Source organism: Mycobacterium sp. 1245852.3 (assembly GCF_001669335.1).
GTDB lineage: Bacteria > Actinomycetota > Actinomycetes > Mycobacteriales > Mycobacteriaceae > Mycobacterium > Mycobacterium europaeum_A.
Genome location: NZ_LZLL01000097.1, coordinates 1 through 18,836, shown reverse-complemented (window position 1 = coordinate 18,836; position 18,836 = coordinate 1). Strand labels below are relative to the sequence as shown.

Annotated in this window: 13 protein-coding genes; 9 read left to right on the top strand and 4 right to left on the bottom strand. The window is 67.4% G+C overall.

Annotated elements, in window-relative coordinates; translation table 11 throughout:
- The first annotated feature begins 178 nt into the window (after positions 1 to 178).
- From A9W96_RS04220 to A9W96_RS04195, 6 genes are all read left to right on the top strand, one after another.
- Complete coding sequence (locus tag A9W96_RS04220; protein ID WP_066878453.1) at positions 179 to 391, top strand: heavy-metal-associated domain-containing protein; 213 nt, start codon at positions 179 to 181, stop codon at positions 389 to 391.
- Complete coding sequence (locus A9W96_RS04215) at positions 388 to 2,643, top strand: cation-translocating P-type ATPase (protein WP_067138066.1); 2,256 nt, start codon at positions 388 to 390, stop codon at positions 2,641 to 2,643. Before A9W96_RS04220 ends, A9W96_RS04215 begins: the two co-directional genes overlap by 4 nt.
- Before the next feature lie 173 nt (positions 2,644 to 2,816).
- Positions 2,817 to 4,217 carry an alpha/beta hydrolase-fold protein gene (locus tag A9W96_RS04210; RefSeq protein WP_067138064.1) on the top strand — a complete coding sequence of 467 codons (1,401 nt, stop codon included), beginning with the start codon at positions 2,817 to 2,819 and terminating at the stop codon, positions 4,215 to 4,217.
- Positions 4,218 to 4,472: 255 nt separating this feature from the next.
- On the top strand, positions 4,473 to 5,282 hold the full coding sequence (locus tag A9W96_RS04205; RefSeq protein WP_067138063.1) for a polysaccharide deacetylase family protein: 810 nt from the start codon (positions 4,473 to 4,475) through the stop codon (positions 5,280 to 5,282).
- Positions 5,283 to 5,435: 153 nt separating this feature from the next.
- Positions 5,436 to 6,725 carry a lipase family protein gene (locus tag A9W96_RS04200; RefSeq protein WP_197499397.1) on the top strand — a complete coding sequence of 430 codons (1,290 nt, stop codon included), beginning with the start codon at positions 5,436 to 5,438 and terminating at the stop codon, positions 6,723 to 6,725.
- Between the two features lie 112 nt (positions 6,726 to 6,837).
- Positions 6,838 to 7,404: a TetR/AcrR family transcriptional regulator gene (locus tag A9W96_RS04195; protein WP_255362935.1), complete on the top strand. Its 567-nt coding sequence runs from the start codon at positions 6,838 to 6,840 to the stop codon at positions 7,402 to 7,404.
- A 22-nt stretch (positions 7,405 to 7,426) separates the two neighbouring features.
- Here the strand turns inward: A9W96_RS04195 and A9W96_RS04190 are convergent, their stop codons facing one another.
- Both A9W96_RS04190 and A9W96_RS04185 read right to left on the bottom strand, forming a co-directional pair.
- Positions 7,427 to 10,645, bottom strand: a complete 3,219-nt coding sequence (locus A9W96_RS04190; RefSeq protein WP_067138068.1) for an adenylate/guanylate cyclase domain-containing protein — start codon at positions 10,643 to 10,645, stop codon at positions 7,427 to 7,429.
- A gap of 89 nt (positions 10,646 to 10,734) precedes the next feature.
- Positions 10,735 to 11,343, bottom strand: coding sequence for a TetR/AcrR family transcriptional regulator (locus tag A9W96_RS04185; protein WP_067025696.1), 609 nt, complete (start codon positions 11,341 to 11,343; stop codon positions 10,735 to 10,737).
- A 67-nt stretch (positions 11,344 to 11,410) separates the two neighbouring features.
- Here A9W96_RS04185 and A9W96_RS04180 point away from each other — a divergent pair, with 67 nt between their 5' ends.
- Entirely contained in the window at positions 11,411 to 12,241 is an 831-nt protein-coding gene (locus A9W96_RS04180; protein ID WP_066868471.1) for an alpha/beta fold hydrolase, read from the top strand.
- Positions 12,242 to 12,305: 64 nt separating this feature from the next.
- Here the strand turns inward: A9W96_RS04180 and asnB are convergent, their stop codons facing one another.
- Positions 12,306 to 14,135 carry an asparagine synthase (glutamine-hydrolyzing) gene (gene asnB, locus A9W96_RS04175; RefSeq protein WP_067138059.1) on the bottom strand — a complete coding sequence of 610 codons (1,830 nt, stop codon included), beginning with the start codon at positions 14,133 to 14,135 and terminating at the stop codon, positions 12,306 to 12,308.
- Positions 14,136 to 14,188: 53 nt separating this feature from the next.
- On the bottom strand, positions 14,189 to 15,643 hold the full coding sequence (locus A9W96_RS04170; RefSeq protein WP_067138057.1) for an aldehyde dehydrogenase: 1,455 nt from the start codon (positions 15,641 to 15,643) through the stop codon (positions 14,189 to 14,191).
- 417 nt (positions 15,644 to 16,060) lie between these two features.
- Here A9W96_RS04170 and A9W96_RS04165 point away from each other — a divergent pair, with 417 nt between their 5' ends.
- Entirely contained in the window at positions 16,061 to 16,822 is a 762-nt protein-coding gene (locus A9W96_RS04165) for an SDR family NAD(P)-dependent oxidoreductase (RefSeq protein ID WP_156765107.1), read from the top strand.
- Positions 16,823 to 17,184: 362 nt separating this feature from the next.
- On the top strand, positions 17,185 to 18,836 hold a 1,652-nt coding region (fadD1, locus tag A9W96_RS04160), incomplete at its 3' end, for a fatty-acid--CoA ligase FadD1 (protein WP_231999584.1).

The following is an 18,836-nucleotide window of genomic DNA, read 5'->3' as shown; positions in this document are numbered from 1 at the left end:
CGACCCTGCGGCTCACCTGGCGGGGACCCCGGTCGACGACAGTGACGGTCATGATGTCTCCTTCCGCTACCCGGCAGCCTAATCCCGGCAGTCGATCCCACCTGCGCCAATAGCCCGCCGGGCCGTGCAGGCAGAATGGAGGAGTCCAGACCTGCCGGGGAAGCGAAGAAGGAGCGGCATGCCCACCAGCGAATATCGGGTGAGCGGGATGAGCTGTGGGCACTGCGAGGCCGCCGTCCAGAGCGAGGTCGCCCAGATTCCCGGCGTGCAGGAGGTGGCGGTCAGCGCCGCCACGGGCCGGCTCGTCGTCACCAGCGCACGGCCCATCGACGCGGATGCCGTCCTCGGCGCGGTCGACGAGGCCGGCTATGAGGCCGTCCTGGTCGCATGAGCACGCCCCCACGACAGATCAATCGCGCCGCCGCAACCACCCCGTCCCGCATCGAGCTGGAGATCACCGGGATGACCTGCGCCTCGTGCGCGGCCCGGATCGAGAAGAAGCTCAACAAGCTCGACGGCGTCGCGGCGACCGTCAACTACGCCACCGAGAAGGCCGCCGTCACGGCCCCCGCCGGGTACGACCCGCGGATTCTCATCGGCGAGATCGAAAAAGCCGGGTACACCGCCGCCCTGCCGCGAGGCTCGACACCCGATGACCGGGAGCTGGCCTCGCTGCGCCGGCGGCTGGCCACCGCGATCGTGCTGGCCGGGCCCGTCATCGCCATGGCCATGGTGCCCGCGTGGGATTTCCCGCACTGGCACTGGGTTTCGCTGGCCCTGACCACACCGGTCGTCGTCTGGTGCGGCCGGCCCTTCCACGGGGCCGCCTGGACCAACCTCAAGCACGGCGTCGCAACCATGGACACGCTGGTCTCGCTCGGCACCCTGGCGGCATTCCTGTGGTCGATCTACGCCCTGTTTCTCGGGGCCGCCGACCAACCGGGTATGCAACATGACTTCGAGCTGACCGTCGGGCGCGACGGCGCCCCGTGCCACGTCTACTTCGAGGTCGCCGCGGGTGTGACGTTGTTCGTGCTCGCCGGCCGGTATTTCGAGAAGCGGTCCAAGCGGGCGGCCGGCTCCGCGCTGCGCGAGCTGCTGACACTGGGCGCCAAGGACGTCGCGGTGCTACGCGACGGTGCCGAGACCCGCATCCCGATCGAGCACCTCGCGGTCGGCGACGAGTTCGTCGTGCGTCCCGGGGAACGGATCGCCACCGACGGGATCGTCGTCGCGGGTTCCTCGGCCGTCGACGTCGCCATGCTGACCGGCGAGTCCGTCCCGGTCGAGGTCGGTGCGGGCGACGCGGTCACCGGCGCCACCGTCAACGTCGGCGGCCGGCTCGTGGTGCGCGCCACCGGGGTCGGGGACGACACCCAGCTCGCGCAGATGGCCAGGCTCGTCGAGCGGACGCAATCCGGCAAGGCCCGGGCGCAGCGCCTCGCCGACCGCGTCTCGGGGGTGTTCGTTCCCGTGGTCATCGGCCTCGCGGTGGCGACGCTGGCCGGCTGGCTCGCGGCGGGCTTCTCGCTCACCACCGCGCTGACGGCGGCCGTCGCGGTGCTCATCATCGCCTGCCCGTGCGCGCTGGGGTTGGCCACTCCGACCGCCCTGCTGGTCGGCACCGGACGCGCCGCCCAGCTCGGCGTGCTCATCAACGGGCCCGAAGTGCTCGAGGCCACGCGCAGCGTCGACACGATCGTGCTCGACAAGACCGGCACCGTCACCACCGGCAAGATGACCCTGGTCGACGTCATCCCCGGCCCGCAGACCGACCGCAGCACGCTGTTGCGTTACGCCGGGGCCCTGGAAGACGCCTCCGAACATCCCGTCGCGCGCGCCATCGCCCGGGGTGCCGTGGCCCAACTCGGCGCGCTGCCCGCTCCCACCGACTTCACCGGGATCGACGGCGACGGCGTGCAGGGCACGGTCGACGGGCGTGCGGTCGTCGTCGGCCGCGAACGCTTGCTGACCGAACGCGGGATGCACCTCGACGCCGCGCTGTCGGCGGCCAAGGCCCGCGCCGAGGCGGAAGGCAAGACCGCCGTGGTAGTCGGCTGGGACGGCCTGGCCCGCGGCATCCTGGTGGTCGCCGACACGATCAAACCGTCCAGCGCCGAGGCGGTCCGACAGTTCACCCGACTGGGCCTTACGCCGGTGCTGCTGACCGGCGACAACGCGGGCGTCGCCGCCCGCGTCGCCGACGAGCTCGGGATCGCGCAGGTCATCGCCGACGCGACGCCCGCCGACAAGGTCGCCGCGGTGCAACGCCTGCAATCGGAGGGCAAGGTGGTCGCCATGGTCGGCGACGGCGTCAACGACGCCGCGGCGCTGGCCGCCGCCGATCTGGGCCTGGCCATGGGCACCGGCACCGACGTCGCGATCCGGGCCGCCGACCTCACGGTCGTCCGCGGTGACCTGCGGGCCGCTGTGGACGCGATCCGGCTGTCCCGGCGGACGCTGGCCACGATCAAGACGAACCTGCTGTGGGCGTTCGGGTACAACCTCGCCGCCATCCCGCTGGCCGCGCTCGGCATGCTCAACCCGATGTTCGCCGGCGCCGCGATGGCCGTCTCCAGCCTTCTCGTCGTCGGCAACAGCCTGCGGCTGCGCTCGTTCACCAGCGGCGTCGACGACGCATGAGGGCGCCAGCAGGGTCGAGCGGACCTTGCTCGGCCCACACGCTGAAACGGTCGGCTGACGGGCCGCGATCGTATGGGATAGTTGGTCCGGCCGCCGTCTTCGATGACCCCGACCGGCCCTCGGATATTCACCGCACCCCCGCACAGCGATCGATCTAGCGAAGGTCACGACCGTTGGAGCAGTTCTTCGGACAACTGTCCCTGCTGCATGGCTGGTTCCCGCCGGCCGTGCAGGGGCTGGCGCTGCTCGTGCTGCTCGTGGCGATCCAATGGCGTGCCGGGAGCTGGCTCAAGCGGGTGCTGCCGGTCGCGCTGATCGCGGCCGTCGCGGTGACCCTGCTGGCGCGGTGGTACATCACCTCGCTCGGGGTGGCCGGCGACCCGGCACCGACGACGCTGTGGCTTTGGATCGCGATGACCGGTCTGGCCGCCGCGGTCTTCCTGGTGGGGTGGCGGGGCGTCCGCTGGTGGCGTCGCGGGGTGGCGCTGGTGTCGATACCGCTGTGCGTCCTGTGTGCCGGCATGGCGCTGAACGGCTGGGTCGGTTACTTTCCGACCGCGCTCGCCGCGTGGAACCAGCTGACGTCGGTGCCGCTGCCCGACCAGATCGACCGGCTGCGGGTGACCGAGATGCAGATCGCCGGAACCAGGCCGACCAAGGGCGTGGTGGTGCCGGTGGACATCGACGCCAATGTCCCCTCTGGCTCGCACTTCGCCCACCGCCGAGAGCTCGTCTACCTGCCACCGGCCTGGTTCAACAGCAATCCGCCGCCGCGGCTGCCCGCGGTCATGATGATCAGCTCCGCCTTCAACACCCCCGCCGACTGGCTGGGCCCGGGCGGCGCGTTCACCGCCATCGACAACTTCGCGGCCGCCCACCACGGCTTTTCCCCGGTGCTGGTGTTCGTCGACCCCACCGGTTCCTTCGACAACGACACCGAGTGTGTCAACGGCCCCCGCGGCAACGCCGCCGATCATCTGACTAAGGACATCGTGCCCTTCATGGTGTCGAACTTCGGCGTCAGCGCCGACCGCGCCAACTGGGGCGTCGCCGGCTGGTCGATGGGCGGTACCTGCGCGGTGGACCTGGCCGTCATGCACCCCGAGTTGTTCAGCGCGTTCGTGGACATCGCGGGTGACCGTGGGCCCAACGGCGGCTCCACAGATCAAACCGTCGCCCGCCTCTTCGGCGGCAATCACGACGCGTGGGCCGCCTTCGACCCGGTCACCGTCATGACGAAGCACGGCCACTACGAAGGCCTGTCGGGATGGTTCGACGTGCCCTCGTCGACGGAGGCGCGCACGGTCGCGCAGGAAGCCAGCCCCACGCTCACCGCGTCCAGCAGCGATCCCGCCGCCAACCCCGAAGGCCAGGACGCCGCGGCGAACTCGCTGTGCGCCGTCGGCATCGCCCACGGCATCGCCTGCGCGGTGGTCACCCAACCGGGCAAGCACGACTGGCCGTTCGCCGCCCAGGCGTTTGCCACGGCACTGCCGTGGCTGGCCTCGACGCTGGGCACACCAAGCACCGAACCGGTGCAATTGCCGCAACGGGCCGCCGGGGAACCGCACTGATTCACCAGCCGGCCCGGACCGTGAATTAGCCAGGGTCGGCGAAATTCACAGCTGACCCTCCCGTAACGGAGCCGACTTCTCGGCGCCGCCAATGGTACGGTTCGCTGCTGTGGCCTCGATGTTTTGCATCAAAGGCGGTTCCTGCGTGGACCCGCTTGGTGCGCAGCGCGCCACAATCCGGGTGCGAATCCTCGCGCCGAATTCGCCATTTTCATCGCCTCGTGATCATTTGATCGACGCCGTCGCTTGTCAGCCATGAACCGCCGCCAGTTCCTGGGATCGCTCGCCGCGTCTGTCGTCGCCGGCGTCGGCGCCGCCCGGCTGATCGTCGATCCGCAGCCACGCACCTTTGCCCAGACGCCGGCGGCCGACGTGCCGACCTCCGGACCGACCGCCCCACGGGCCCTGTTACCGCCCCCGCCGCCCAGCGCCCGCATACCGCTGCCCGGCGGCGGCGCCCTGATGAAGCTCCCGGGCGAGGGTGACCTGCTGGCGCTGACCGTCGACGACGGCGTCAACAGCGACGTGGTGCGTGCCTACACGCAGTTCGCGAAGGACACCGGCATACGACTGACCTATTTCGTGAACGGGATCTACGACTCGTGGACGGACAACCTGGAGCTGCTTCGGCCGCTGGTCGACAGCGGTCAGATCCAGCTCGGCAACCACACCTGGTCACACCCTGACATGACCACACTAACCAAAGACCAAGTGGCAGAACAGCTCTCCCGCAACGACGCGTTCCTGAAGAAGACGTACGGCATCGGTGCCAAGCCGTATTGGCGGCCGCCATACGCGAAGCGCAACGCCGCCGTCGACGCGGTGGCCGCCGACCTCGGTTACCACGTCCCCACGCTGTGGTCGGGCTCCCTGTCGGACTCGACGCTGATCACCGAGGAGTACATCGTCCAGATGGCCGATCAGTACTTCACGCCGCAGGCCATCGTGATCGGGCACCTCAATCATCTGCCGGTCACGCACGTCTACCCGCAACTCGTCGACATCATCCGCGACCGGAACCTGCGCACCGTCACGCTCAACGACGTCTTCCTCAAGACGCCGTAGCGACTGCTAGTCAACGGATTCCGGCTTCATGCACCGGGCGCCACCGCACCACCTGGCAATTCTTCGGCCAAAAACATGCGCCGGACAATTCAATCTCTAAAAATTTAGAGATTGCTCTTCCGCTGACGGCCCGGTGATTGTTACCGTTCCGTAATGCATCGGGCCGGGGGAATTTTCGCAGTACTGCTGGTAATTGCGTGCGCACTCGTGGGAGTGGGAAATGCGCGGGCCGACGGCGGTGACGAACCGCAGTACGCCGACTTCTACACCCCGCCGGACCCGCTACCGCCCGGCCAGCCTGGCGATCTGATCCGTACCGAGCCTTCGCGGCTGGTGCTGGAACCCTCCGGACAACTGGGCGCGATCATGGCCACCGGCACCCGGATCATGTACCGCAGCACCGATACCCGCGGCAATCCGATCGCGGTCACCGGCACCTACTTCGAGCCCTACAACGACTGGCCCGGGCGCGGACCGCGGCCGTTGATCAGCTACGCGCCCGGCACCCAGGGCCAGGGCAATCAGTGCGCCCCGTCGCGAATGTTCAACCAGGGCATCCACTATTCGGGTGGCTGGGACATCATGTTCAACTACGAGGAGCTGTTCGTCGCGACCATGGTCGCGCGTGGCTTCGCCATCGTGATGACCGACTATCAGGGCCTCGGCACCCCGTCCATGCACACCTACGTGGGCCGGGTGGCCGAGGGTCAGGCCGTGCTCGATGCGGCCCGCGCGGCCATGCGGCTGCCCGGGACGTCGTTGGATCCGCATGGGCCGGTGGCATTTTGGGGCTACTCGCAAGGCGGTGGCGCGACCGCTTCGGCCGCCGAGCTCGCCTCCCAATACGCCCCGGACCTCCACATCGTGGGCACCTACGCCGGCGCGCCGCCGGCCAACCTCAAGGAACTGTTGCCCTACGCCGACGGCAGCGCGCTGGTCGGTGTCGTCGGGTACGCCCTCAACAGCGTCATGGCGGCCTATCCGGAGTTCGCCGACATCATCCGCTCCAAGATGACGCCCCGCGGGTTGGCGATGCTGGAATCGGTATCGCGGCAATGCGTCGGACAGACCCTGCTGGACTTCATGTTTCGCCACATTCAGCCCTATTTCACCGAGGACATCAACCAGCTGGTGAACGAGGAGCCGTTCAACAGCCTGTTCGAGGCCCAACGGCTCGGGCGCTTCAAACCCAACGCACCGGTCATGATCGACAGCAATCGCTATGACCCGCTGGTGCCCTGGACCGCGGCCAACCAGCTGGGCCGCGACTGGTGCGCCCAGGACGCCGACGTCGAATTCCGCACCAACGAAGAGCCACCCTTCCTCAACAAGCTCGTCATCAACCACGCGCTGCCGATGCTGGTCGACGGCGAACCGGCCATGCAATGGATCGGCGCGCGCTTCAACGGCGAGCCCACCACACCGAACTGCGGTCAGTTCTAACGGATTCGCGCGATCCGGGCCGCCGCCGCCTCCGCCGGATAAACTGGGGCGTATCGCTGCACGTAGAAAGCACAACGCGCCGGAGCGGCGCCGCCAGCTCGCCGACGCCGCGATCGAGCTGCTGGGCGCCAACGGGGTGCATGGCGTCAGCCATCCCAAGGTCGACGACCACGCCGGGGTGCCGGCCGGCACCACGTCGTTCTACTTTCGGACCCGCAAGGCACTGGTGCACGCCATGGCGACACGGCTGGCCGAGCTCGACGTCGCCGACTTCTCGATGATGGCCGAGCTCGCCGAGAATCACGCCACCCAGTTCGCCGGCACCGCGGGCCTGGCCCGCATCGTCATGTACGTGAACAGCGAACCCTGGCTGACGCGCGCCAAGGCCCGCTATGAACTCGCGCTGCTGGCCGGCCGCGACCCGGAACTGGCCGCTGCCCTCAACGAATCCGCCGACCGGCTCTACGCCCTGGCGCGCAGTGTCGTCACCCAATGGCATGCCGCCGACAGCGCGCCGGATCCGGACCTGGTCGATGACCAGGCGACCGCCACCCTGGCGTTCATCAACGGCATCATGTTGACCTTCGTCGCGGGCCAGCCGGCCGTCGACGATGCCGAGCGCCTGGACCGCCTGATCCAGGGCGTCATCGCGGGCGTCGCCGCGGTTCGCGAAGACTGACGAAACTTTCGCTTTCACAGAGCTATCGAAGGACCGCACGCGCCCGTGCAAGCTCGGGAAGCCGACTGTCTTTTGGGATCTTCTCGATGGCATCAATAAGGTGTTTTCGCGCCGGCACCCCGCGCAGCTCGAAATCGTCGAGGCTCGCGCGGATTTCAAAGAGCCGCGCATCTTGGCGGCGGGCGACCTCGCGGGCGGCGGCGAGGTCATCGGCGCGCGCATTCGACTCCGCGTGGGTCTGCGCCCGGGCCCGCAGCAGTTCGGCGTCGTAAAAATGCACGCCGGTGTCGGCTGCGAATTGGAGCGCGGTGTCGAGACGGGCACGGGCCTGGTCCACCTGCTCGCCGGCGATCAACAGCCGTCCCAAAATGCACCAATAGAAGGGCCTATACGTGCTGGCCCCGAGCGCCTGCCAGACCTCGATCACCTGCGTCATGGCCTCGATGTGTGGACCCAGCGAGGCGGGATCGCGATTGCGCGCAGCGATAGCGGCCTGCCCGTCGACCATCGCTTTTTCGGTCGCGCCGAGCAGCTGCCAATACAGATAGTCGAGCCCGTATCGGTCTGCGGTGTCGGCTATTTCGTGGATCAGTTCGCGAGCGCGATCGTACTGAGCGGTCTCGGCGCAGACCCAGATGTCCATGTCGATGGCGTAGAGATGGTTATAGGGCCTTTGTGGATAACCGAGCTGGCTCGCGCGGTCGACGGCGCGCTTGAGTTGCACCTCGGCGCCGGTGAGATCGCCCTGCACCAGGCGGTGCCAGGCCAGGTGTTCGTGTGCCAGGGCCACCGGGTCATGCGGGACGAACCAAATGGCCTGGATCCGCTGTTCGTATTCTTCAGCTAGACCCGTCGCCTGCTCGAAATATGCCCTTGCGTTGTCGAATTCACCGCGTAGCCACGCCACGATGCCCGCCGAGCCGGCGAGGGCCGGCCGGAACCATTCTCGGCCATGCGCGGTGGCCGCCTGCGCGGCCTGTAACAGCGAGTCGGCCCGGCGCAAATCCGAACGCCAAAGGTAGTAGGCGCCTACGGCGGGCAGCGTCGCAAACAGTTCATCGTCGCGCAGATTGGTACCCGCAAGCTGTAGGCAGCGCTCGAAATCCGCAGCAGCAACTGGGCTTTGGGCCCCTTCGGCGGTCGCAGTGAGGTAGCCGCGTTCCAGCCGCGGGGCGATCTCGCGGTGGTCGCGGTCCGGGCCCGGCGGGCATTGCTCAACTTGGGTGAGGGCGTGGGTCAGGTAGGTGCGGGCTTCGGCGAGGGCGCCGCGGCGACGTGCTGCGGCCGTCGCCCGTTGGTAGGCCGACGCGGCATCGGCGTGGCGGGCGCCCTGCTCGTAATGCGAGGCAACCAAAGGCCAGTCGGGGTCACCGGTCATGGTGTTGACCAAGGCGTCGGCGACCTTCGCATGCAGCGCGCGCCGCACGCTCGGCGGAGCGAGTTCGTCGGCGACCTCGCGAAGCAGCTCATGGCGGAAACGGCAGCCGGCGTTTCCGGTGCGTTCGAACACGCCCGCATCCATGAGACGGTCGATGACTTCGTCGACCTCTTGCTCGTCGAGGTCCACCACCGCGATCAACAGCGATCGATCGATGTTGCGGCCGATGACCGCGGCGGCCTCCACCACCGGCACCACATTGTTGCCCGCGCGCAGCTGTGCGAAAAGCGGTTCGTACAGCGCGTCGGGCACCTGCGTGCCCTCCGACGGCGCCATGTGCAACCCCGCAAGGACCTGCTCGATGTAAAAGGGCACCCCGTCGCAGCGGCGTCGTACCTCCGCGCGCTCTTCGGCGCTTGCTGTCGGGTCCAGCGCGCCGATGAGCATGTCGGCCTCTCCGTCCGTCAACGGCGACAAGTGGAATTGCTCTAGCTGCCAATCCTTCGGCAGCGACTTCTCATCACGACTGGTTAGCACGACGAGTAGCTGTCCCCTGTCGGCGTTCAGCATCGCCCCGACCACTTCCAGCGTCGGGGGATCGAACCACTGCAGGTCCTCGGCGACGAGCAGCGCCGGCGCATCGCGCAGACAGGCCGTGAGGTAGTCGCGCACCGTCGCGGCGATCGACTGCTCCAACCTGCGGCCCTCGGCTTCGAGAGGTTCATAGCCGTGTTCGGGTCCGATTCCCAAAACCGGTGCGAGAGCCGGCAGGGCGGTATTCGGATCGAGCTCGCGCGCAACTATTTCGGCTCGCAGCAGACGCAGCCGCTCCGTCGGATCGAGTTCGCGAGTTATGCCGCACCGTCGCTCCAGCAGAGCGCGAACCGGGTGCAAGCCCACATGGGTGTGGAAGGGCGACCCGGCCAGCTCCAGAACTTCCGCGTCCGACTGCCTCACCAGGTCCGTGACTTCGGCTACGAGCCGGCTCTTGCCGACGCCCGGTTCGCCATAGAAGAACAGCCCGGGGGTCTTGAGCGCGCCCGCTTGTGCGCGCCGCCAGTCTGTGTGCAGCTGGGTCAACTCGCGATGGCGGCCCACCAGAGGTCCGTGGACGCGCGCCGGTCGGTCAGCACGTTCGCTGTCGACGCGGTGGTGAGCGATCAATCCGGCCACGCCTTTGACCGGGGCGGCGGGCTGCTCTTCGAGCTCGAAGTCGTTGCGCACCAATGCCGCAACCGGATCGGAAACCACCACCGAATTCGGCGCCGCGAGTCCCGACAGGCGGGCGGCCAAGTTCGCCGCCAACCCGTACACATCGTCCTGTGCGGTGTCCAAATACACCAGCCCGCGGTGCACCCCTACGCGCACCGCGATGTCGAATCCGAACCGGCGGTGGGTCTGCTCGCTGAGCCTTGCTACCCCGCGGGCGATGTCCAGGCCTGCGTGCACCGCCCGTTTGACGTCGTTCTCATGCGCAGTCGGGTGACCGAACACCGCCAGCAATCCGTCGCCCTTGGTGGAACCGATGTGGCCCTCATACCCGTCAACCGTCCGCGAAACGATGTCCCGGTAGCCTCCGATCACCAGCCGATAGACCTCCGGCTCCAGGCGGGTCGATAACACGGTTGAATCGACCACGTCGGCGAACAGAATGGTGAGCCGCCGGATCTCCCCTCGCACGCCGGGCGTGGCCGACAGCAAGTCCTCGGCGTCGGCATTCGCATGGTCGATGGCAAGTACCTGACCGGCTAAGACCGTCGCCGTCACAGGGTCGCCACGATTGATTGCGGACACGGCGCGGTCGACCAGCTCGTCGATCGATGCGCCGAGCTCGCTACGGGTACTTTCACTCCCCGCCGACATGCTCCGGCCGTCCGTCACGTGGAATATCGTCCCACCATCGACGCCTGAGCAGCCTGATATTCAGCAGCTCAGCGAACCGCCGACGGGTGTCACCGAGCGTCGAACATCGCGCCGATGAGCCGATGCAACACCTGCCCGACTTCGAGACGGGTCCGCGTCGGGTCGTCGGCAGTGGCGATCACCATGGCCGCCTCGTCGAGCGCGCCGATCAGCACATGCGCCAACGGCCGCACCGGCTGCTCGGCCAGCTGGCCGGCCCGGATCGCCTCGGTGAGCATCTGCTCGGTCATGCCCAGGCTGTACCGCTGGGCGACATCACGGAATTCGGCCCAGCCGAGCACACTCGGCGCATCCAGCAGGATCAGCTGGCGCACCTCGGGATCGCCGGACACGTCGAGCCACGCGTCGACCGCGGCGCGCACCGCGTCCGCCGGCGTCGCGGCCCCGGATTCGGCCACCACCACGGCCATCCGCGCCATCACGTCCTGCTCGACGACCTCGACGACCTCGCGGAAAAGCGCTGCCTTGTCGGCGAATTGGTGGTACATCGCGCCCCGGGTGACCCCCGCGGCGGTCGCGATCTCCGGCGTCCCCACTTCGGCGTAACCCCGCAGCCCCCACAGCTTGCGGGCAGCCGCGATCAGCGCCTCGCGGGTCGCCGCGGAGCGCTCTTCCTGGGTCCGTCTCTTGCTTTCCATACAGTCTGTTGGTAACTTACGAACAGACAGCCTGTTTGTAAGTGTATCCCCGAAGTAGGAGTTTGCTATGTCGACGATCGACATTAGTGCCGGAACGATCCATTACGAAGCAACCGGACCCGAAAACGGCAGGCCTGTCGTGTTCGTGCACGGCTACATGATGGGTGGGCAACTGTGGCGCCAGGTCAGTGAGCGCCTGGCGGCCCGTGGCCTGCGGTGCATCGCTCCGACCTGGCCGTTGGGCGCGCATCCCGAGCCGCTGCGCCGCGGCGCCGACCGGACGATCACCGGTGTCGCCGGCATGGTCGCCGACGTGCTTGCCGCGCTGGATCTGCAGGACGTGGTGCTGGTGGGCAACGACACCGGCGGCGTCGTCACCCAGCTGGTGGCCGTGCACCATCGCGAACGGCTGGGTGCCTTGGTGCTCACGAGTTGCGATGCGTTCGAACACTTTCCGCCGCCGATCCTCAAGCCGGTCATTCTCGCGGCGAAGACCAAGCCCTCCTTCCGGACCGTGACCCAGGCCATGCGGGTGCCGGCCGTGCGCAAGCGCGCGTTCGACGGCCTGGCGCATCGCAACATCGACGAGCTCACCGAGGCCTGGGTGCGCCCGGCGCTGTCGCTCCCCGCGGTCGCGGAAGACCTGCGCCAGTTCACCCTTTCGATGCGCACCGAGGTGACGACGACGGTGGCGGCCCGGCTCTACGACTTCGACAAGCCGACGCTCATCGCGTGGTCGGCCGACGACGTGTTCTTCGAGCAGGAAGACGGGGCGCGGCTGGCCGCGACGATTCCCAATGCCCGCCTCGAAGTCATCGCGGGGGCACGGACGTTCTCGATGGTCGATCAGCCCGATCGGCTCGCCGATCTGCTGTCATCGATTGCGGTGCGCGCCTAGGCATCCCGCGCGGCAGGCCGGTGCGGGGCTACATGCACCGGAAGTCTGCGACGCGGCCAGTGGGTCAGAAGACGACCTCGGGCTGGTACAGGTCGAGCCAGCTGGCCACGTCCAGCGCCTGCTCTATCTGGTACCGAGCACCTGTTGGCAGCGTTTCCGGGTCGAGGCTGGTCAGCTCCTCGAGCCTGGAGCGCTCGATCAGACCGAACAGTGCGTCGCTGTCCCCGGCGAGAAGATCCTTGGCTTGCCGCTGGATCTGTTCGCCGTACCTCGGGTCGGCCGTCGACGGGTAGGGGGCTTTGACCCGCCGCACCACCGATTCGGGCAGCAGGTCACGACAGGCGCCGCGCAGCAGGCTCTTCTCCCGCCCATCAAAGGCCTTCAAGGACCACGGCGTGTTGTATACGTACTCCACCAACCGGTGATCACAAAACGGCACCCGCACCTCTAGGCCCACCGCCATGCTCATCCGGTCCTTGCGGTCCAACAGGATCCGCAGAAACCTCGTTAGATGCAGGTAACTCATAACGCGCATCCGGTGGGTGAAATCGTCCTCACCCTCAACGCTGGCCACCTCGGTCACCGCCTCGGTGTAGCGCTCGCGCTTGTACGTGTCCAGGTCGACCGCCGAGCGCAACGGTCGGGTGTACACGCCAGCGGCATTCCCCTTCATCAGTTCCATGGCGGCAAGCCAGGGGAAGTCGTCGGTGCGCTGCATGACGGGGTCGTGGAACTGTGGGTAACCGCCGAAGATCTCGTCCGCGGACTCACCCGACAACGCCACCGTCGAGTGCCTGCGGATCGCCTTGAACAACAGGTACAACGACGCGTCCAAGTCACCCCCGCCCGCCGGCAGGTCGCGGGCGACGATCACGGCACGCCGGATATCCGGATCCGCCAAATCATCGGCGTTGAGCACGATTTCGGTGTGCTCGGAACGAACGTGCTCGCTCACATCGCGCGCGTAGGGGGTATCCCAGCTCGAGCGCACCTGATCGGGGGCGAAATTGTCGGCCTGCCCCGCAAAGTCCACCGAGAAGCTTCGCACCGGAACGCTCAACTGACGCGCAGACAGTGCGGTGATCGAGCTCGAGTCCAGCCCGCCGGAAAGCAATACGCATTTGGGAACATCGGCCACCAGCTGCCGCCGCACGATGTCGTCGAGCAGCTCGCGCACCCGCCGAACGGTCGTCTCTTCGTCATCGGTGTGGGGCCGCGACTCCAGCCGCCAATAGGTGCGCTCACGGATACCACGCTCGTCGACGGTGACGACCGTGCCGGGCTCGACCTCCCGCATGCCTTTCCAGACGGCCATCCCCGGAGTCTTGATCGGCAGCAGCATCTCGCGTAGGCCATCGATGTCCACGACGCGCTTGACCATCGGATTCGCCAAGACGGCCTTCGGTTCGGAACCGAACAGCACCCCGTCCGCTGTCGGATAGATATAAAAGGGCTTGATGCCCATCCGGTCGCGGATCATTACCAGCGTGCGGCGCCGCGCATCCCAGATCGCAAACGCGTACATCCCGTTGAGGCGATCAGCCACCGCATCGCCCCACCGCAGATAGCCACGCAGCACCACCTCGGTATCGCTGGACGTCTTGAAGCGCTCGCCTAGCGCCACCAATTCGTCTCGCAGTTCGGTGAAGTTGTAGACCTCGCCGCTGTAGACCATGGCGACATCACCCTGCGGGGTCGAAACTGACATCGGCTGCCCACCACCCGGCAGGTCGATCACCGCGAGGCGGCGATGGCCCAGCGCCGCATTACGCTCTGACCACACACCCGACGCGTCCGGGCCACGGCACGCCATCGTCAGGGTCATCGCATCAAGCACGTCACGCTCACGCGTCAAATCACGCTCGAAAGCAATCCAGCCAGTAATGCCACACACGTTGTCAACCCTTCATTTTGAGGACCCGCGCCTGGATGTCTGCTGCGGACCGACTACGTCTCGGTAATCGGGGCACCGATGCGAGCCATCGACTTGACGGTCTGATAAGTGGCTAGGCCTTCCGGCCCGAACTCCCGCCCGATACCGCTTGCTTTGACTCCGCCGAAGGGGGCATCGAGATCGAGAGCGTAATGGTTGATGCCAATGGTTCCTGTGCGCACGGCGCGGGCGATCTCGGTTGCCCGCGCTTCGTCGCGCGACCAGACGGTGCCGGCCAGACCGAAGTCGGAGTCGTTGGCGATTTCGACGGCTTCAGCGTCGCTGCGGTACGGAATTACCGTGACCACGGGTCCGAAGATTTCCTCACGGGCGATGCGAGCCGAGTTGTGCACATCGGCGAACACTGTCGGCGCCACATACCAACCAGTGGACTGCCCCGCGGGAACCCCGCCGCCTGTTACCAGCGTTGCGCCTTCGGCTTTTCCCGTCTCGATGTAATCCAGCACCCGGTCGCGCTGTCGGGCGCTCACCAGGGGGCCGATATCGACGCCTGGGTGGAGCGGATCCCCAACGACGAGCGAGTTCGCCATTTCTCCTAACGCGTCGACGACTTCGCCGTAGCGGTTAACGGGGGCGAGTACCCGCGAATTCGCGACGCACAGCTGTCCGTTATTGCCGAACGACCAGCTGCGCAGCCCATCCAATGTCGCATCCAGATCGGCGTCATCGAGGATGATCGCGGCGGACTTGCCGCCGAGTTCCAAGGTGACCGGTCGCATGAGCCGCCCGCAGGTTTCCGCGATCAGACGACCCGCCTCCGTCGAGCCGGTGAACGCCACCTTGTCAACACCGGGGCGGCTGACAAGGTAGGCGCCCGCGTCGTCACCGCCGGCAACGACGTTGAGCACGCCCGGCGGCAGTTCAGCTTCCGCGGCGGCTTCGCCGAATACCCTTGCGTCCAAGGCTGTTTCCGGTGCGGGCTTCAGGACTACGGTGCAGCCGGCCGCCAACGCGGGGGCCAACTTGACCGCCGCCAGCACCTGCGGGACGTTCCAGGGCACGATGGCGCCGACCACGCCGACCGGCTCGCGGCGCACGATGGTATGCCCGTTTGCGCTAGGCCTGACCTCTTCGACATCGAGCTTCTGAATCAGCGTCGCGTAGTAGCGCAGTACCGCCGCAGGCAGCAGCCCGTTACCGTTCCGGGAAAAAGCGATCGGCGCGCCCGTCTCGCGGGTACACAGTTCGCTGGTGTGTTCGGCGCGCGCCTCCAGGGCGTCGGCCATTCGTTCCAGGAGCCTGGCTCGTTCGGTCGCCGGGGTGCTCCTCCAGTCGTGCAACGCCTCCCCGGACGCGGCCACCGCGTCGTCGATATCGGCCTCGCGAGCGCTGGGCCCCTGGGCAAGCAGCCTTTCGGTCGCGGCCTCGAAGACAGGCGAAGTGGCGCTGGCAGGGCGGAACTCCCCATCGATGAACAGCTCCGCCGCGTCCTCGCGAATCCTCCCCACCGAATCCTCCTTCTGCCGTGATCGAATTGACTTGGACGTCGTTGTTGTCATCACGGACAAACGCGTGACGGTGAACTCGAGGCGGTGTTTACGCCGTCAAATAATCGGATGTGGCTTCCACTGCCGAGGAGTCCCTTCGCACATCGAATTCGTTGCGGCTCATGGCGGCGACATTAGCTTCGGCGCGAGACCTGGCCGTACGTCGCGCCCATTCAGTGGGCGGCACGGTCGGAACTGTCATTGGGGAATGGTGCTATGCGACAAGCACATAGGCGCTGCTTACCGCAGCTACGGTTTGCGCGAGAGTCGCCGTGTTTGCGCGGGCCTCGGGCCGCCGGCGGGGGACCCGATGTCGCAGTTCTGCGGGAACTGAAGTGGCGCCGGCTTAGGCCCGATAAGGTTGCCGCCATGCCGGATGTGACAGCACCACTGCAAGGACGGCGGATCCTGGTCACCGGTGGCGCCACCGGTATCGGCGCGGCGGCCGTAGAGGTGCTCACCGCGGCGGGAGCGAAGGTGGCAGCGACCTATCACCAGACGCCGCCGCCGGACGGCCTGGCGGCCGAGTGGCTACAGTGCGACGTCCGCGAGGCCGAGGCCGTATCGGTGATGGTCTGCGAGGCGACACAACGCCTCGGCGGGCTCGAGGTCCTGGTGAACGCCGCCGGCCTGTGGCAGGCGGGCATCCCCGGCTACATCGGCTCCGACGACATCTCGTTTCTGTTGGACACCAACATCAAGGCGACCATCCTCACCAACCAGGCCGCCTACGCGGTCATGAAGGACCAGGACCCCAAGGGCGGCCGGATCATCAATTTCGGATCGTCGGAAGCCGTGATGGGCAGCCCGATCTCGGCCGTCTACGCCGCGACCAAGGGCGCGGTGCAGGCATGGACGCGGTCGGCCGCCAAAGCCTGGGCCGCCGACAACATCACCGTCAACGCGCTTGCCCCCGCGGTCCAGACACCCGGCGCCGACCGGCTCCGCGACTTCCTCGGTCCGGACGCCGCGGCCCTGATCGACCAGCAGATGAAGATGATGATCCCGCTCGGGGGCACGCTGGGCGAGCCCGCCCGCGACGTCGGTCCGATGTTGGTTTTCCTGGCCGGCCCGGGCGCGGGTTTCATCACCGGCCAGCTGCTGGCCGTGGACGGCGGGCTGATGATGGTGGGCGGATAGCGCCGCCGCGCATTAACTTTGGCCGTCGCCCGTCGATGATCCCCTGCGGCCATGCCGCCGGCCGGACAGGTGCGACGATCGCGACTGTGAGATTTCGCGGCGAAGTTCACGCGCTCGATTCCGTAACAGCAACAGCGACCGGTGCAGCTCAAACAGCATGGGGCCAATGATGACCGTCCGAGACGAACGGATCCGCTATACACGCGGGCCCCGAAGCGGAATCGTGAGCGAAATAAGTGTGAAAACTTCACCCATGCGTGGCGCAAGGCGGCAGGCCACTTACCTGCGGGCCGAGCCGACAGTTAGTATAAGACGGACCGTCTCGTCTCGCAGGATGGGTTAAGTGAAGGTGGATCCGGCCGATGGCTGACGACACGATTCAAGCGCTGCTGAACAAGCGCCGGTCCGATCCGTCCATCGCGGTGAAATATTATGACCTGGAATGGACTTGGCGTCAGTATCTGGAGGGCGCCGCGGCGCGGGCCGCCGCGCTGCTGGCCGCCGCCGATCCGCAACGGCCCGTGCACGTCGGCGCCCTGCTGGGGAACACGCCCGAGATGCTGAGCCAGATGGCGGCGGCCGGGCTGGGTGGCTACGTGCTGTGCGGCCTCAATGACACGCGCCGCGGTGAGGCGCTGGCCGCCGATGTCCGTCGTTCGGACTGTCAGTTCGTGGTGACCGATGCCGAACATCGGCCGCTGCTCGACGGCTTGGACCTCGCCGGCACGCAGATCCTCGACACCTCGACACCGCAATGGGCCGAATTCGTCGGCACCGCAGGCGAACTGACACCGCATCGGCAGGTCACCGCGATGGACGCCTTCATGATGATCTTCACCTCAGGCACGAGCGGGAATCCCAAGGCCGTCCAGGTATCCCACTTCATGGCCACCGTCGCCGGTCTCAGCCTGGCCGACCGCTTCGCCCTCACCGACCAGGACACCTGTTACGTGTCGATGCCACTGTTTCACTCCAACGCGGTCGTCGCGGGCTGGGCGCCGGCGGTGTGCTCGGGTGCGGCGATCGTGCCCGCGAAATTCTCGGCGAGCAGTTTTCTCGAGGACGTCCGCCGCTACGGCGCCACCTATATGAACTACGTGGGGAAGCCGCTGGCCTACATCCTGGCCACCGCCGAACGCGAGGACGACGCCGACAATCCGCTGCGGGTGGCGTTCGGCAACGAGGCCAACGACAAGGACATCGAGGAGTTCGGTCGCCGGTTCGGTGTGCAGGTCGAGGACGGCTTCGGGTCCACCGAGAACGCCGTCATCATCATCCGCGAACCCGGCACCCCGAAGGGCTCGATCGGCCGCGGCGCCGACGGGGTCGCGGTCTACAACAGCGACACCGTCACCGAATGTGCGGTCGCCCGGTTCGACGCCGCCGGGGCGCTGGTCAACGCCGACGAAGCGGTGGGCGAGTTGGTCAACACGGCGGGCTCGGGTTTCTTCACCGGCTACTACAACGACCCGGACGCCAACGCCGAACGCATGCGCCACGGCATGTACTGGTCCGGCGACCTGGCCTACCGGGACGCCGACGGCTGGATTTACCTGGCCGGGCGCACCGCCGACTGGATGCGCGTGGACGGCGAGAATCTGGCGGCGGCGCCGATCGAACGGATCCTGTTGCGCCACAGCGCGATCAGCCGGGTCGCTGTCTACGCCGTGGCCGACGGCCACGTCGGCGATCAGGTGATGGCCGCGATCGTCCTCAACGACGGTCACGGCCTGACCGCCGCGGAGTTCGAAGCGTTCCTGGACGCCCAGCCCGACCTGTCTCCCAAGGCCCGCCCGCGCTACGTCCGGATCGCGGCCGACCTGCCCAGCACCGCCACGCACAAGGTGCTCAAGCGCCAGTTGATCGCTGCGGGAACGACCGTCGGCGCCGGCGAAGTGCTGTGGGAGCGCGAACCCCGGGGCACGGCCTACACCGTCAGTGGCGATCGCAAGGGCGGCGGAGCCGGGCGCGGCGGGTCGCCACCATCGACTAGTGGCGATCGCAAGGGCGGCGG

What these genes read in the sequence shown, in the direction of transcription:
- A9W96_RS04220 (WP_066878453.1), top strand. Translation starts at nt 179, where the DNA reads ATGCCCACCAGCGAATATCGGGTGAGCGGGATGAGCTGTGGGCACTGC.
- A9W96_RS04215 (WP_067138066.1), top strand. Translation starts at nt 388, where the DNA reads ATGAGCACGCCCCCACGACAGATCAATCGCGCCGCCGCAACCACCCCG.
- A9W96_RS04205 (WP_067138063.1), top strand. Translation starts at nt 4,473, where the DNA reads ATGAACCGCCGCCAGTTCCTGGGATCGCTCGCCGCGTCTGTCGTCGCC.
- A9W96_RS04200 (WP_197499397.1), top strand. Translation starts at nt 5,436, where the DNA reads ATGCATCGGGCCGGGGGAATTTTCGCAGTACTGCTGGTAATTGCGTGC.
- A9W96_RS04190 (WP_067138068.1), bottom strand. Translation starts at nt 10,645, where the DNA reads ATGTCGGCGGGGAGTGAAAGTACCCGTAGCGAGCTCGGCGCATCGATC.
- A9W96_RS04185 (WP_067025696.1), bottom strand. Translation starts at nt 11,343, where the DNA reads ATGGAAAGCAAGAGACGGACCCAGGAAGAGCGCTCCGCGGCGACCCGC.
- A9W96_RS04180 (WP_066868471.1), top strand. Translation starts at nt 11,411, where the DNA reads ATGTCGACGATCGACATTAGTGCCGGAACGATCCATTACGAAGCAACC.